We start from the raw sequence: 13,896 nt of genomic DNA, 5'->3' as shown, positions 1-13,896 counted from the left end.
AAACTTGTGTTGAACGAGCGGCGGAAGACCGCCGCCCGGAACACGGCGCCAGGAGGCATCAGGAATACAGCGGCCGGGCCTGGGCAAAGGACAGCAGGCGCTTGCTGTCTTCGTCCCACAGGTGCAGACGCGCATTGGCCAGGCTTTCGCGGATGGTCATCCGGTTGCCTTCGGCCAGTTCCGCATGGTCGCGCAGAACCTCGGTCAGGCGGTAAAACGGGATGCGGCTATAGAGGTGATGCACATGGTGGATGCCGATATTGGCGCTGATCCACTGCAGAACCGGCGGCAGAACATAGTGCGAGCTGCCATGCAGGGCGGCGTCATGCAGCTGCCAGTCTTCTTCCTGTTCCCACTGCGTGGTCTCAAATTGATGCTGCACATAGAACAGCCACATACCTGCTGTTGCGGCGATCAGCGTTGCCGGCACAAAGATCAGCAGAAGCGGCATCAGCCCGCCAAAGTACCAGATAACGCCGATTGCTGCGAGGATCACGGCATTGGTGCCCATCGCGCTGATCCAGTAGCGGGCCTGGTTCATCAGACCGTAGGGAATGCGGTTTTGCAGGAAGAACAGATAGCCGGGTCCAAAGCCGAACAGGGTCACAGGATGGCGGTAGATCCGGTACATCAGCCGGTCCCAGCGTCCCAGCGCCCGGTATTCGGACACGGTCATTGTGTGGATGTCGCCCATGCCGCGCTTGCCCAGGTTGCCGTGGGTGCTGTGATGGATCGAATGAGTGCGGCGCCAAACGTCATACGGGGTGAGGGTCAGAACGCCGATGATGCGGCCGACCCAATCACTGACATGGCGGTTGCGGAAGAAGGAACCGTGCCCGCAATCATGCTGTATGGTGAACAGGCGCAACAGGAAAGCTGCGATCAGAATGGAGATTGCCAGCGTCAGCCAGTAACTGACCGACAACGACCACCAGGCCAGAGCCCAGAGCAGGAGAAAGGGGACAACCGTGACCGCAAGCTCAAACGCGCTGCGCCTGTGATCGGGTTCCCGGTACTGCGCGAGGACCTTCACCCAGTCGCGCGCCGTTTTCTCGGCCGCCTGCGGCCTGGTGGGGTCTGGGGAGTTGCTCATACGCCTGCCGTTTTATTTGTCTGATGCAGACCGGATAGACTACCAGCCGCGTGGGGCAAGTGAAATTCTGCCGCAGGCCTGCCAAAACAGGGTCAATTCTGCCTAAACCGCAAAATAGTGATCGATTGGTCCCGGATTTTCGAAGTCTGATCAAAAAAGGAGGCCCCGGAATTCCGGAGCCTCTGATTGTTTCAGGCCTGGCCGAAAGGTCAGTCCATCGCTTTGAAGTTGAACTCGCCGCCTTCCTTGATGCCCGAGGGCCAGCGCGAGGTCACGGTCTTGGTGCGGGAGTAGAACTTGAAGCTGTCGGGGCCGTGCTGGTTCAGGTCGCCGAACATGGATTTTTTCCAGCCGCCGAAGGTGTGATAGGCCAGCGGCACCGGGATCGGCACGTTGATGCCGACCATGCCGATGTTGACGCGGCTTGCGAAATCACGGGCCGTGTCGCCGTCGCGGGTAAAGATCGCGGTGCCGTTGCCGTACTCGTGATCCATCGCCAGCTTCAGCGCGTCCTCGTAGCTGTCTGCACGCACGGTGGACAGCACCGGGCCAAAGATCTCCTGCTTGTAGATATCCATGTCTGGGGTCACCCGGTCAAACAGATGGGCGCCGACAAAGAAGCCGTCCTCGTAGCCCTGCAGTTTGAAGTCGCGGTTGTCGACCACCAGTTCCGCGCCCTGATCGACGCCGGACTGGATCAGGCCCAGGATGCGTTCCTTGGAGGCCGCGGTCACAACCGGGCCCAGATCCACATCGTCGCCGGCGGTGTAGGGGCCGACTTTCAGTTTCTCGATGCGCGGGATCAGCTTTTCGATCAGCTTGTCGGCGGTTTCCTCACCGACGGGAACCGCAACCGAGATCGCCATGCAGCGTTCGCCAGCCGCGCCGAAGCCTGCACCGACCAGCGCGTCAGCGGCCTGGTCGAGATCCGCGTCGGGCATCACGATCATGTGGTTCTTGGCGCCGCCGAAGCACTGCGCACGCTTGCCGTTGGCAGTGGCACGAGAGTAAATATACTGCGCAATCGGGGTGGAGCCGACGAAGGACACGCCCTGGATGATCTCGCTGTCGAGCAGGGTATCAACCGCTTCGCGGTCGCCGTTCACCACCTGGAACACACCTGCAGGCAGGCCGGCTTCGACAAACAGCTCAGCCAGCATCAGCGGCACCGAGGGGTCGCGCTCGGACGGTTTCAGCACCACGGCATTGCCGCAGGCCAGGGCCGGGCCGACGTGCCACAGCGGCATCATGGCGGGGAAGTTGAACGGCATGATCGAGGCAACGACGCCCAGCGGCTGGCGCATGGAGTACATGTCGATGCCCGGGCCGGCGCTGTCGGTAAACTCACCCTTCAGCATCTGCGGTGCGCCGATGCAATATTCGATCACTTCCAGGCCGCGCTGCAGGTCGCCCTTGGCGTCCGGAATGGTTTTGCCGTGCTCACGGCTCAGCGCCTCGGCCAGCTTGTCCATGTCGCGGTTCATCAGGCCAACCATCGCCATCATCACGCGGGCGCGTTTCTGCGGGTTGGTGGCGCCCCAGGCGGGCTGTGCCGCCGCTGCCTTTTCAATGGCGTCGGTGGTTTCTGCAACACTGGCCATCGGGCACAGATACTGCACTTCGCCGGTTGCAGGGTTGAAGATATCGTCAAAACGGCCCGAGGTGCCGGAGACCAGTGCGCCGTTGATAAAGTGGCCGAGTTCTTTCATCGGATCCTCCTCTGTTCATCTTGCCACAATCATAGGCTTGCAAAAAACACTGGAAAAGAGGAAAGATTTCAAAGAGGCTTTGCAGTAACGCAAAAGGTTAACGGAACGTTAGCAGCAAGACGGAGGACCCGGGCCGATGGAACCGCAGTGGGATGATATGAAAGTGTTTTTGGCGGTGGCACGGGAGGCGAGCCTGTCGGGCGCCGGCCGCATCCTCAAAATGGATCCCGCAACGGTGGGGCGGCGGGTCGCACGGTTTGAGGCCGCACTGGAAACGCCGCTGTTTGTGAAGTCGCCGCAGGGCTATGCGCTGAGTGCTGCGGGGGACCGTCTGCTGGTCCATGCCGAAGCGGCCGAACAGGCCATGCGGGCCGGGACCGAGGCGCTGAGCGGACCCAGCGATACCATGTCCGGCCAGATCCGCATCGGGGCGCCGGACGGCAGCGCCAACTACCTATTGCCGCAGGTTTGTGCCCAGATCGCCGAGGAAAACCCGGATCTGGATATCCAGATCGTGGCCTTGCCGCGGGTGATCAACCTCAGCCGCCGCGAAGCCGACATGGCGGTGACCGTCAGCGCGCCGACGGCGGGCAAGCTGCTGGTGCAGAAGATCTGCGACTACCGGCTGCATCTGGTCGCCTCGCGCCATTACCTGAAGAGCCATCCGCCGATCACCGGGTTGGCGGATCTGAAGGGCCACAAGATGATCGGCTACATCCCCGACATGATTTTCGACAAGGAGCTGGATTACCTGAACGATATCGGTGTCGAACGGGTCGCGCTGGCGTCGAACTCCGTATCGGTGCAGATCAAAATGGCAGCGCAGGGCACGGCGATCTGCATCGCCCATGATTTCAGCCTGCCGGCCCATCGGATGCTGCGCAAGATCCTGACAGACAAAGTCAGCCTCAGCCGCAGTTTCCATCTGGTGCGGCACCAGGGCGACCAGCGCAGCGAGCGGTTGAACCGGTTTGCCCAGGCGTTGTCGAAAGGCATCCGCGACGAGGTGGCCCGGCTGGAAGCCTTGACTTAAAGCTGCGTTGCGGCACACTTAATAATTACGCAAGAAAATTACGGAGGTGTGCAGCATGCTTGTTCAAGAGATTTTGAAGTCCAAGGCCGGTTCCGGTGTGGTTACCGTTGCGCTGCATGCTAGCGTTGCCGAGGCTGCGAAAGTCATGTCTGAGAATCGTTTCGGCACCGTAGTGGTTTCAGCTGACGGCGAATACCCGGACGGTATCCTCTCCGAACGCGATATTGTGCGGGAATTGGCCAAAGCAGGGTCCGGTTGCCTGGATCAGCCGGTCAGCGGCTATATGACGCGCGAGCTGGTTACCTGCACAAGCCAATCCAACGTCGGGGATATCCTGCAGCAGATGACGGATGGCCGGTTCCGTCACATGCCGGTGGTTGAGGATGGAAAACTCATTGGAATCATCACCCTCGGAGATGCAGTGAAGGCGCAGCTTGCCCAGGTCGCGATGGAAAAAGACGCCCTGCAAGACATGATCATGGGTCACTGAGCCGCAGGGGCGGGGTCCGTATTTCTGCCCTCTTGCAATGATGGCCGCAAATGTGTTTGCGTGTGCAGAAATTCTGACAAGGCAGGAGGCCGCCCATGCGTGTGGGTCTGTATCCCGGCACCTTTGACCCGATCACCATCGGGCATATCGACATTATCCGCCGCGCCAGCGCGATGGTGGACAAGCTGGTCATAGGCGTGGCGATCAACCGCGACAAGGGGCCATTGTTCAACCTGGAAGAGCGGGTCGGAATGATCGAGGCGGAATGTGCCAAGCTCAGCACCGAGACCGGGACCGAAATTGTTGCGCACCCCTTCGAAAACCTGCTGATCGACTGTGCCCGCGACGTCGGCGCCCAGATCATCGTGCGCGGCCTGCGGGCCGTTGCCGATTTCGAATATGAGTTTCAAATGGTCGGCATGAACCGGGCGCTGGACAGTTCGATCGAAACCGTGTTCCTGATGGCAGAGGCGCGGCATCAGGCGATTGCCTCGAAACTGGTCAAGGAAATCGCCCGGCTGGACGGCGACGTGTCGAAATTCGTGACCCCGCTGGTCAACGACAAGCTGATGGAGCGTCTGGGCAAAACCGCCTGAGATCCGATGCAGAATTGAACGTCAGCAAAGCCGGGCCATGCGCCCGGCTTTGTGCTTTCGGCGGCGCGCCGCGCGCGCGGGCTGGCGCCCCCGCTGTTTTTTAGAAAGAGGTTTGGAACGCGCAGGTGCAGCGGTTGCGGTGACGGGTGTCAGCGCCAGAAGGCAACCCAGTCGATCAGAGCAAACAGTTTCTTGCCCAGGAAGATCATGTGCTGATCGCCGAACATGGCGATGTCGATCACGGCGGCGGCAATCAGGAACACGCCGAGGGAAATGGCAATCCGGTTGGTCATCGGGGCTCCGCCGCAAAAGAAAACGCCCGCCCAGATAACCTGAGCGGGCGTGAAGTCTCAAGAGGTTAGGCCGGGATCAGCCCAGTTTGCCCATGGCGACGGCAACATCGGCCATACGCACCGAGAAACCCCATTCATTGTCGTACCAGGCCAGCACGCGCACCATGCGGCCGTCCAGCACCCGGGTCTGATCCGGTGCAAAGATCGAGCTTTCCGGGGAGTGGTTGAAATCGACGGAGACCAGCGGCGCGGGTTCATAACCCAGCACGCCCCTCATCGGGCCTTCGGCGGCTTCTTTGACAGCGGCGTTGACCTGCTCGGCGGTCACGTCGCGGGCAGCGCGGAACGTCAGGTCCACTGCGGACACATTCGGGGTCGGCACGCGGATGGCGGAGCCGTCCAGGCGGCCTTTCAGGTTCGGCAGAACTTCACCCAGGGCTTTGGCGGCGCCGGTCGAGGTCGGGATCATCGACATGGCGGCGGCGCGGGCGCGGTACAGATCGCTGTGGCGGCGGTCCAGGGTCGGCTGGTCGCCGGTATAGGCGTGGATGGTGGTCATGATGCCGTGCTCAATGCCGAACGCCTCGTCCAGCACCTTGGCCAGCGGCGCCAGGCAGTTGGTAGTGCAGGAGCCGTTGGAGATCATGGTATCCGCAGCGGTCAGCTGGTCGTCGTTGACGCCGAACACGATGGTCTTGTCGACGTTTTTGCCGGGGGCGGACAGCAGCACTTTCTTGGCGCCGCGCTCCAGGTGGGCCTTGGCTTTCTCACCATCGTTGAACTTGCCAGTGCATTCCAGAACCACGTCGCAGCCTGACCAGTCCAGCTCAGCCAGGTCGTAGGTCGAGAACATCTGCATGTCGCCGCGGCCCAGGTTCATGGTACCGTCGCCGATGGTGACCTCGCCCGGGAAACGGCCATGCACGGAGTCGTATTTGATCAGGTGTGCCGCAGTGTCCAGCGGGCCGGTGGCGTTCACCTTGATCACTTCGATGTCGTCGCGGCCCGAGGCTGCGATGTGCGACAGGGTGCAGCGGCCGATGCGGCCAAAACCGTTGATCCCGACTTTGATGGTCATGAGTTACGTCTCCAAGCGAGCAAAAACCTTTGACCGCCATATAGACCGGGGCTGATGTGGTCTAAAGAGGTAAAAGCGGCATTAAATGAAACTGTTAGCGCAAAATCCGAACGGTGGCGCTAACGGTTTGCGGCGGTGGCGTTAACGGAAATCTGCCGGGCGCGGGCGGTGGCGCTAACGCTTGTGCTGCGGCGCGGAAGCGGGCAGATTGCGCATCAAACGCGGACAGGATTTGAGGGATTTGGCATGAGCGGATTGCTGGCGCTTCTGGATGACGTGGCGGGGATTGCCAAAGTGGCGGCGGCCTCGGTCGATGACGTGGCAGCCGCGGCGGGCAAGGCCGGGGCCAAGACCGCAGGCGTGATCATCGACGACGCGGCGGTGACACCAAAATACCTGCAGGGGTTTGCGCCGGCGCGGGAGCTGCCGATCATCTGGCGCATCACCCGCGGGTCGCTGTTCAACAAGCTGATCCTGCTGATGCCGGTGGCGATGCTGCTGGCCAATTTTGCGCCTTGGCTGATCACGCCGCTATTGATGCTGGGCGGCAGCTATCTGTGTTTTGAAGGGGCGGAAAAAATTTTCCATGTCCTGTTCCCGCATGCCAGCCACGCGATTGATGAGGATATGAGCATCAAGGATCCCGGCCATCTGGAAGAGCAGAAGATCAAGGGCGCGATCAAGACCGATTTCATCCTGTCCGCCGAGATCATGACCATCGCGCTGGCCGCGATCGAAGCGCCCAATGTCTGGATGCAGGCGGCGACGCTGGCAGTAGTGGCTGTTGGGGTGACGCTGGCAGTTTACGGCTCCGTCGCGCTGATCGTGAAGATGGATGATGTGGGGCTGTATCTGACCAAGAACGCGCCGACGCCCGTTGGCCGCGGGCTGGGGCGCGGGCTGGTCAAGTTCATGCCGGTGCTGATGTGGATCCTGTCGGTGGTCGGCACTGCGGCGATGCTGTGGGTTGGCGGCTCCATCATCATCCACGGGCTGGAGGTGCTGGGCTTTGGCTGGCTCGGCCATCACATCCACGACTGGGCCTATGCCGTCGGCCGCGCGGTGCCTGAGGGCTGGACCGGATTTGCCGAATGGAGCGCCAAGGCGGCGATGGACGGGGTTTTTGGTGTTGCTTGGGGGCTGGTTCTAATCCCGTTGGCGACCAAGGTGATCGGGCCGGTGATTGCAGCTGTGTCAGGGAAACCTGCGGGTCACTGAAAGAGACTAGTCACGATTAACAAAAGATTCAGGATGCGCTTTTGAAGAAACCAATTATCAAAATTCTTTCCGGTCCAACTCCAAACCAGGTTGCAGCAGGTGAAATAGCGACAGGCGGAACGGCGTCTTTGCTCTCGGCACTAAGCAAGGCTGCGGACCTCGCACCTATGGATGTGAAACAGTTGTACGGTTTTCTTCACTTCCGCTTGCATTCTGCCAAACAGGCGCAAGACCGCAGCGGCTGGTTCGGAGGCCGGTTGTTCAACAAATTCAGCGGCGAGTCTTCAGACTACATCCCGCTTTCCGGCACTCAAATGACGCAAGCTTTTCTTGCTGCAGAGATACAACCTCCAGAATTCATCGTCGCCAATGGTAGCTATGAACTGCGTCTGGACTACGCACAGAAAGCCTATGATGCGTTGAAGAAAACCTTGGAACCTGACAACGCCCAATAGGAGGTTCAAATCGAAAAAAAAGGGCTCCGAGAGGAGCCCTTTTCTGTTTCTGGTATTTGAAGGGCCTCAGCCCAGCAGTTCTTTCACCTTGGCGACCGTGCCCTCGGCAGTGATGCCGAAGCGCTGGAACAGTTCGCCTGCGGGGGCGGAGGCGCCGAAGCGGTCCATGCCGACGAAACCAGCTTTCTTCTCCTGGCCGCGCTCACCCGGCAGCCAGCGGTCCCGGGCGCCGTTGTGCACAAACCGCCTGGGTGCCTTGGGCTTCCGGCTTTGCCCCGGCTTCCATTGCACCGGGCGTATCCTTGGCAGTTTCCTAAGTGCCCGCTGGGTGGAACATACCAGTGTCCGGCACCGCGTGGCGGATCGTCCAGATCAATCCGGCAGGGAATTTACCGGCAGATAATCTCTGCCGGCTCTAATGCGCGGCGGGTTCCAGCCTGGCTGCAGCAGCCAGCGCCTGGCGGTGCACGCCGGGTTGTGTCCGCAGCTTCCGGCTGGCTTGTTCTTGTTTCTTTTTAGAGGGATCCACTGTGAAAAAATCAATCCTTGGCACCGTAGCTTTACTCGTATCCGCCCCTTATGCCGTTGCAGAGGAAACCTGCGGCATGCTGTGCAAGCCGGAGTTCTATCAAAGCGCGACACCGGCCGACATCCAGCAGCTGATTGCAGGGGGCGAAGATGTAAATGCACAGGGATCGATGGGACGGTCTCCGCTGCATTTTGCAGCTTCCGCCAGCCCGGAAGCCATTCAGGCATTGCTTGCAGCCGGCGCGGTTGTAGGAGCGCCTGATTCTCTCGACCGAAAACCGATCCATTTTGTCTCGGCCGTCGCGGGGCCCGAGAATGTGCTGGTTCTGCTCAAGGCCGGAGCCGATCCCAATGCACGCACAGCCAACAACTGGACGCCGCTGCACGGGGTGGCGAAATGGGGGCGGCCGGAGACCATCCGGGTGCTGCTGGATTCCGGTGCGGATCCTGCAGCCGTAAACGACATGGGAGAAACCCCCTTTGACCTGGTGGGCAACAATACCCGGGTGCTTGAATCAGGAGAGTTTCAAGTACTGAAAGAGGCCAAGATGCAGTAGCCGCCCGGCACCGGCAGCTGCCATTGCTGCATAGCCCCCCAAAAAAGAAAGGACGCCAGCAGCTGACGTCCTTTCCCTGGTCAATTTGCAGTTGGGGCCTGATCAGCCCAGCAGCTCTTTCACCTTGGCAACGGTGCCCTCGGCAGTAATACCGAAGCGCTCGAACAGCTCGCCTGCGGGGGCAGAGGCGCCGAAGCGGTCCATGCCGACAAATGCGGCTTTCTTCTCCTGACCGCGCTCGCCCAGCAGCCAGCGGTCCCAGCCGCCGTCGCGGACAGCGGCCTCGATGCCGACGCGGACCGGGCCTGCGGGCAGGACCTTGCGGCGGTAGGCTTCGTCCTGCGCGGCAAACAGTTCCATGCAGGGCATGGAGACGACGCGGGTGCCGATGCCTTCGGCTTCCAGCTTGGCCTTGGCTTCCATCGCGACGGAGACCTCGGAGCCGGTGGCGATCAGGATAACCTGTCGCTTACCCTCAGCTTCGGCCAGCACATAGGCGCCTTTTTCGACCATGTTGGTCAGCTTGTGCTCGGTCCGGACGGTGGGCAGGTTCTGACGGGTCAGGGTCATCACCGAGGGGGTGTCCTTGGAGGTGAGGGCGATTTCCCAGGCCTCTGCGGTCTCAACCGTGTCTGCGGGGCGGAACACATAGGTGTTCGGGGTCGCGCGGCAGATCGCCAGATGCTCCACCGGCTGGTGGGTCGGGCCGTCTTCGCCGACGCCGATCGAGTCGTGGGTCATCACAAACACGGTCGGGATCTTCGACAGGGCCGCCAGGCGCATGGCCGGGCGTGCATAGTCGGTGAAGCAGAAGAAGGTGCCGCCATAAGCACGCACACCGCCGTGCAGCACCATGCCGTTCATCGCGGCAGCCATGCCGTGCTCGCGGATGCCCCAATAGACATAGCGGCCCTTGCGGTTGTCGGTGTCGAAGGTGCCCAGGTCGCCGGTCTTGGTGTTGTTGGAGCCGGTAAGGTCAGCCGAGCCGCCCACGGTTTCCGGCATCAAGGGGTTGATAACGGCCAACGCCATTTCCGAGGATTTGCGGGTGGCAACTTTGGGCTGCTCCTCGCTCACCTGCTTTTTCAGCGCCTTGATAGCGGCCGACAGTTTTTTCGGCGCGTCCAGGGCATAGGCGCGGTTGAAACGGTCCTGCTTTTGCGACGACAGCTCGGCAAAGCGGGTTTCCCAGGCTTCGCGCTCGGACTTGCCGCGCGCACCGATCTCTTCCCACTGGGATTTGATATCAGCGGGCACCTCAAACGCGCCGCCGGTCCAGCCATAGGCGTCTTTGGCGGCCTTCAACTGATCTGCATCGGTCAGGGCGCCGTGGCCCTTGGAGGTGTCCTGTGCGGCGTGGCCCAGGGCGATGTGGGTTTTGCAGGCAATCATCGACGGCTTCTTGGACTTCTTGGCGGCCTCGATGGCCTCGTCGATGGCCTTGGGGTCGTGGCCATCGATTTCCAGCACCTGCCAGCCCGACGCCTTGAAACGCTGCACCTGGTTGGTGCGGTCTGAAAGCTCAACTGTGCCGTCGATGGTGATGTTGTTGTTGTCCCAGAAGACAATCAGCTTGCCCAGCTGGTGGCGGCCGGCGAGGCCGATGGCCTCCTGGCTGATGCCCTCCATCAGGCAGCCGTCGCCGGCGATCACATAGGTGTGGTGATCCACGACCTTACGCCCGTAGTGGGCGCGCTGCATTTCCTCGGCCATGGCAAAGCCGACAGCGTTGGAGATGCCCTGACCCAGCGGGCCGGTGGTGGTTTCAACCGCATCCAGCAGGAAGTTTTCCGGATGGCCCGCAGTCAGCGCGCCTGTCTGGCGGAAGTTCTTGATCTGATCCAGGGTGACCTGGCGGTCGCCGACAAGGTACAGCAGCGAATAGATCAACATCGAGCCGTGGCCCGCCGACAGGATGAACCGGTCGCGGTCCGGCCACTGCGGGTTGGATGCATCGAATTTGAGGTGCTTTTCGAACAGCACGGTCGCCACGTCGGCCATGCCGATCGGCATGCCGGTGTGGCCGGAATTGGCGGCGGCGACGGCGTCCAGTGCCAGCGCGCGAATGGCGGCGGCCTTGTTCCAATGGTCGGGATTGGCGGTGCGCAGGGCTGTCAGGTCCACTTGGATCGTCCTTTGGCGTTAACAGGCAATTGCTGCGCTCAATAACAGCGATGCCGCAAAGATCAAGCATGGTTGCGCCTATGTCTGCTATGTTGCGCGAAGTTGGCGCGGCAAGTGGTTGAAAGACAAGGGGGGGTGTTTTATCCCTGAAAGGGAAGAACTGGCCCATGTCGGCGGCAGATGCGCGATTCGCGCGGGCGCCGGAACGAATATGGCACTGATGTGGACGGGTGAGGGACAGGCATGAACCAGATTGAAGAATTGCAAGGCCGCATTCAGGCCGCGCTTGAGCGCATCGGCGCGGGCTCGGCAGCACTGCAGGACGCGCGCGAAGCGGATAATGCCAAGGCCGCGGAAGCTGCTGCCGAGGCTGCCAAAGCGGCGGAGGCGGCGGCGGCTGGTGCGGCAACGGCAGAGATTGAGCAGGCGCTGGAAGAAGAAAAGCTCGCCAATGCCCAGCTTGAAGAGCGGGTGAAGGTGTTGCGCGCGCGTCTGCAGGAGGCTGAAAACCAGGCTCCCGCCGCAAATGAAGATGTGGCAGCTATGGAAGCCGAGTTGCAGCTGTTGCGCAACGAAGCCGGGGATCCGGCGGAAAAAGAAGCCCTGCGCGGCGAAGTTGCGCGTCTCAAAGGCGAGCTGGAGGCCGCGGCAAATACCGCCGCCAGCGACAAGGAAGCGCTGGAAGACCAGCTGTCTGAAGCCCAAGCTTCCAATGACAGCCTGAAGGCCCAGCTGGAGGACGCGTTGGCTTCTGCGGCAGCGCCGGCGGAAGCGGCACCTGCCCAGGACATAAGCGCAGGGATTGAACACCAGAATGAAACCCTGCTGCGGCTTGATACCGAACTGCAGCAATTGCGCCAGGCCAATGAGGAGCTGCGTGCTTCCAATTCCGCGCTGCGCGACGCAAATGCCCAAGGCCTGGGCGATGCCGGGCTGATCAACACGGCCATGGAAGCCGAGATCGAGGGCCTGCGCGCGGCGCAAGCCAGTGACCAGGCCCAGGTCAATGCGGTGCTGGCCAAACTTGAACCGCTCCTGGCCAATGCCCGCAACCTGCCGGAAGGGGAGGAAGTCTGATGCCCGAAGTGACCATAATGATCGGCGGCCGCGGCTTTGAGGTGTCCTGCCAGGAGGGTGAGGAAAGCTATCTGCATTCTGCTGCCAAGATGCTGGATGACGAGGCGCAGGTTCTGTCGGACCAGATCGGCCGGATGCCCGAGGCGCGGATGCTGCTGATGGCCGGGCTGATGCTGGCCGACAAAACCGCGGCGGTCGAGGACCGGATCAAGGAAGTCGAGGCCGTTCTGGCTGAGCGTGATCAGGAGCTGGCGGATCTGCGGGCCATGCCCGCGCCGGAACCTGAGCGGATCGAAGTCCCGATCGTGCCGCCGCAAGTCACTGAGAGCCTGGCCGAACTGGCCGCCCGGACCGAAGCGCTGGCGCAGGAAATCGAAGAAAAGGCCCAGCCGGCCGGTTGAGATCGGCCTGCGCCTGCGCAGAGCGGAAGAAAGCGGCAAAATCTTGTTCGCTTTCCGGTCTTTGCCGGCCTCGCCGGAAACACTGTTTTTCATGCAATCATGCTGCCCGGCGCTCGTCCGCGGCGGCCCTCTGCGATAGTTTCACCGCCAGGGAAGAAGTCCTGAAGCAGTGGAGCAGCACAGAATGTACGAAGCATTGATCCTGGGAGTCTTGTTGCTGGCCGGCGCCTCGGCAAGTGCTTATGACTTCGACTTGCCGCTGCCGGAAGAGGAACTGCCAGACACCGAGCCGACGGAACATTCAGACCGCCTGCAGCTTGGCGAGGAGGCCGACAGCATTGATGCCGGCAGCGGCAATGATCAGGTGCGCGCCGGCGGCGGCGATGATACGGTTTCCGGTGGCCTGGGGCTGGACATCCTGCAAGGCGAGGGCGGCGCGGACCAGCTGTCAGGCGGTGAATTCCACGACATTCTGCTGGGCGGTGCGGGCGCGGATGTGCTGGACGGCGAAGGCGGCAAGGATATCCTGTTTGGCGGTACCGGCGACGACACGCTGATGGGCGGCGACTGGGACGATGTATTGGCTGGCGGGGAAGGTTCGGACGACTTGTCTGGCGGCCGCGGCAACGACAATCTCTTTGGGGCCAGCGTGGACCCGGAACCGGATGCCGGGACACTGAAATCCTTGCGCGACGGCACGGAGCTGGCGGAGAATATTTTTGCCCTGTCGGCAGATGACGAAGCAGACACTCTGGACGGCGGCGAGGGCAATGATTTCCTAGCCTTGGGGGCAGGGGACTCCGCCCATGGGGGCAGCGGCAAGGACGTGTTCGAACTGCACCTCGACCAGGGCACAACCGGCGTAGCCACGATCGAGGATTTTGAGGCCGGAGCCGATACTGTTCGGGTAGCTGGCGGGAATTCCGGTGACTTCAGCGTCCAGCATGAGGAAGACAGCGGCGATGCGCTTGTCCTGGCGGATGGGAAACTGGTTGCAAGGCTGAAGGGGGCCGGAGACGGTTTTGTCTTGGAAGACCTGGGCTTTTCGGGCAATGCATCCGCAAATGCGGGCCAACCAGGCCTGTAATACCATCGGATTGTGCATGCAACTGCAGCCCTGACTATTGTTTCATATTTGGGGACATACCGTTTACGGCAATTTTTAGGCAAATTCACAACAAAATCTGGACCAATTTGAGGAATTTCCGTAGCTGAGTTGTAGCGAATTTCAGCTTTCTACTTTT

Annotated in this window: 15 protein-coding genes; 9 read left to right on the top strand and 6 right to left on the bottom strand. The window is 61.3% G+C overall.

Going from position 1 to position 13,896, the window contains the following annotated elements; all coding sequences use genetic code 11:
• Positions 1-58 precede the first annotated feature (58 nt).
• Both AQUI_RS0119785 and AQUI_RS0119780 read right to left on the bottom strand, forming a co-directional pair.
• Positions 59-1,093 (bottom strand): fatty acid desaturase, encoded by a 1,035-nt coding sequence (locus tag AQUI_RS0119785; RefSeq protein WP_027259054.1) that lies wholly within the window; start codon positions 1,091-1,093, stop codon positions 59-61.
• A gap of 209 nt (positions 1,094-1,302) precedes the next feature.
• Positions 1,303-2,802, bottom strand: coding sequence for a CoA-acylating methylmalonate-semialdehyde dehydrogenase (locus AQUI_RS0119780; protein ID WP_027259053.1), 1,500 nt, complete (start codon positions 2,800-2,802; stop codon positions 1,303-1,305).
• Positions 2,803-2,938: 136 nt separating this feature from the next.
• Between AQUI_RS0119780 and AQUI_RS0119775 the strand changes: the two genes are divergently transcribed.
• The 3 genes from AQUI_RS0119775 to coaD all read left to right on the top strand — a co-directional run bounded on the left by AQUI_RS0119775 (position 2,939) and on the right by coaD (position 4,921).
• Positions 2,939-3,835, top strand: a complete 897-nt coding sequence (locus AQUI_RS0119775; RefSeq protein WP_027259052.1) for a LysR family transcriptional regulator — start codon at positions 2,939-2,941, stop codon at positions 3,833-3,835.
• A 55-nt stretch (positions 3,836-3,890) separates the two neighbouring features.
• On the top strand, positions 3,891-4,325 hold the full coding sequence (locus tag AQUI_RS0119770) for a CBS domain-containing protein (RefSeq protein WP_027259051.1): 435 nt from the start codon (positions 3,891-3,893) through the stop codon (positions 4,323-4,325).
• A gap of 95 nt (positions 4,326-4,420) precedes the next feature.
• Complete coding sequence (coaD, locus tag AQUI_RS0119765; protein WP_027259050.1) at positions 4,421-4,921, top strand: pantetheine-phosphate adenylyltransferase; 501 nt, start codon at positions 4,421-4,423, stop codon at positions 4,919-4,921.
• A 149-nt stretch (positions 4,922-5,070) separates the two neighbouring features.
• Here coaD and AQUI_RS31310 read toward each other — a convergent pair whose 3' ends face one another.
• On the bottom strand, positions 5,071-5,214 hold the full coding sequence (locus AQUI_RS31310; protein ID WP_027259049.1) for a hypothetical protein: 144 nt from the start codon (positions 5,212-5,214) through the stop codon (positions 5,071-5,073).
• 76 nt (positions 5,215-5,290) lie between these two features.
• Positions 5,291-6,292, bottom strand: a complete 1,002-nt coding sequence (gene gap / locus AQUI_RS0119755; protein WP_027259048.1) for a type I glyceraldehyde-3-phosphate dehydrogenase — start codon at positions 6,290-6,292, stop codon at positions 5,291-5,293.
• A 246-nt stretch (positions 6,293-6,538) separates the two neighbouring features.
• Here gap and AQUI_RS0119750 point away from each other — a divergent pair, with 246 nt between their 5' ends.
• Positions 6,539-7,510 (top strand): DUF808 domain-containing protein, encoded by a 972-nt coding sequence (locus tag AQUI_RS0119750; RefSeq protein WP_027259047.1) that lies wholly within the window; start codon positions 6,539-6,541, stop codon positions 7,508-7,510.
• 41 nt (positions 7,511-7,551) lie between these two features.
• Positions 7,552-7,965, top strand: coding sequence for a hypothetical protein (locus tag AQUI_RS0119745; protein WP_156916879.1), 414 nt, complete (start codon positions 7,552-7,554; stop codon positions 7,963-7,965).
• Positions 7,966-8,031: 66 nt separating this feature from the next.
• Here the strand turns inward: AQUI_RS0119745 and AQUI_RS0119740 are convergent, their stop codons facing one another.
• Positions 8,032-8,256 (bottom strand): hypothetical protein, encoded by a 225-nt coding sequence (locus tag AQUI_RS0119740; protein WP_027259045.1) that lies wholly within the window; start codon positions 8,254-8,256, stop codon positions 8,032-8,034.
• A 239-nt stretch (positions 8,257-8,495) separates the two neighbouring features.
• Between AQUI_RS0119740 and AQUI_RS28460 the strand changes: the two genes are divergently transcribed.
• Positions 8,496-9,050: an ankyrin repeat domain-containing protein gene (locus AQUI_RS28460; protein ID WP_156916878.1), complete on the top strand. Its 555-nt coding sequence runs from the start codon at positions 8,496-8,498 to the stop codon at positions 9,048-9,050.
• Positions 9,051-9,152: 102 nt separating this feature from the next.
• Here AQUI_RS28460 and tkt read toward each other — a convergent pair whose 3' ends face one another.
• Complete coding sequence (tkt, locus tag AQUI_RS0119730; RefSeq protein WP_027259044.1) at positions 9,153-11,174, bottom strand: transketolase; 2,022 nt, start codon at positions 11,172-11,174, stop codon at positions 9,153-9,155.
• A gap of 243 nt (positions 11,175-11,417) precedes the next feature.
• Here tkt and AQUI_RS0119725 point away from each other — a divergent pair, with 243 nt between their 5' ends.
• From AQUI_RS0119725 to AQUI_RS29410, 3 genes are all read left to right on the top strand, one after another.
• Complete coding sequence (locus tag AQUI_RS0119725; RefSeq protein WP_027259043.1) at positions 11,418-12,251, top strand: coiled-coil domain-containing protein; 834 nt, start codon at positions 11,418-11,420, stop codon at positions 12,249-12,251.
• The gene (locus tag AQUI_RS0119720) at positions 12,251-12,652 is read left to right on the top strand and encodes a cell division protein ZapA (protein ID WP_027259042.1); all 402 of its coding nucleotides are present in this window, start codon (positions 12,251-12,253) and stop codon (positions 12,650-12,652) included. Before AQUI_RS0119725 ends, AQUI_RS0119720 begins: the two co-directional genes overlap by 1 nt.
• A gap of 184 nt (positions 12,653-12,836) precedes the next feature.
• Positions 12,837-13,739 carry a calcium-binding protein gene (locus AQUI_RS29410; protein WP_051371938.1) on the top strand — a complete coding sequence of 301 codons (903 nt, stop codon included), beginning with the start codon at positions 12,837-12,839 and terminating at the stop codon, positions 13,737-13,739.
• Positions 13,740-13,896 lie beyond the last annotated feature (157 nt).

Source organism: Leisingera aquimarina DSM 24565 (assembly GCF_000473165.1).
Classification (GTDB): domain Bacteria; phylum Pseudomonadota; class Alphaproteobacteria; order Rhodobacterales; family Rhodobacteraceae; genus Leisingera; species Leisingera aquimarina.
This window is presented reverse-complemented; position numbering and strand designations above follow the sequence as displayed.

Coding starts and splice junctions, on each gene's coding strand:
- AQUI_RS0119750 (WP_027259047.1), top strand. CDS start 6,539: ATGAGCGGATTGCTGGCGCTTCTGGATGACGTGGCGGGGATTGCCAAA.
- AQUI_RS0119785 (WP_027259054.1), bottom strand. CDS start 1,093: ATGAGCAACTCCCCAGACCCCACCAGGCCGCAGGCGGCCGAGAAAACG.
- coaD (WP_027259050.1), top strand. CDS start 4,421: ATGCGTGTGGGTCTGTATCCCGGCACCTTTGACCCGATCACCATCGGG.
- AQUI_RS0119780 (WP_027259053.1), bottom strand. CDS start 2,802: ATGAAAGAACTCGGCCACTTTATCAACGGCGCACTGGTCTCCGGCACC.
- AQUI_RS0119770 (WP_027259051.1), top strand. CDS start 3,891: ATGCTTGTTCAAGAGATTTTGAAGTCCAAGGCCGGTTCCGGTGTGGTT.
- gap (WP_027259048.1), bottom strand. CDS start 6,292: ATGACCATCAAAGTCGGGATCAACGGTTTTGGCCGCATCGGCCGCTGC.
- AQUI_RS0119725 (WP_027259043.1), top strand. CDS start 11,418: ATGAACCAGATTGAAGAATTGCAAGGCCGCATTCAGGCCGCGCTTGAG.
- AQUI_RS0119775 (WP_027259052.1), top strand. CDS start 2,939: ATGGAACCGCAGTGGGATGATATGAAAGTGTTTTTGGCGGTGGCACGG.
- AQUI_RS29410 (WP_051371938.1), top strand. CDS start 12,837: ATGTACGAAGCATTGATCCTGGGAGTCTTGTTGCTGGCCGGCGCCTCG.
- AQUI_RS0119720 (WP_027259042.1), top strand. CDS start 12,251: ATGCCCGAAGTGACCATAATGATCGGCGGCCGCGGCTTTGAGGTGTCC.
- AQUI_RS31310 (WP_027259049.1), bottom strand. CDS start 5,214: ATGACCAACCGGATTGCCATTTCCCTCGGCGTGTTCCTGATTGCCGCC.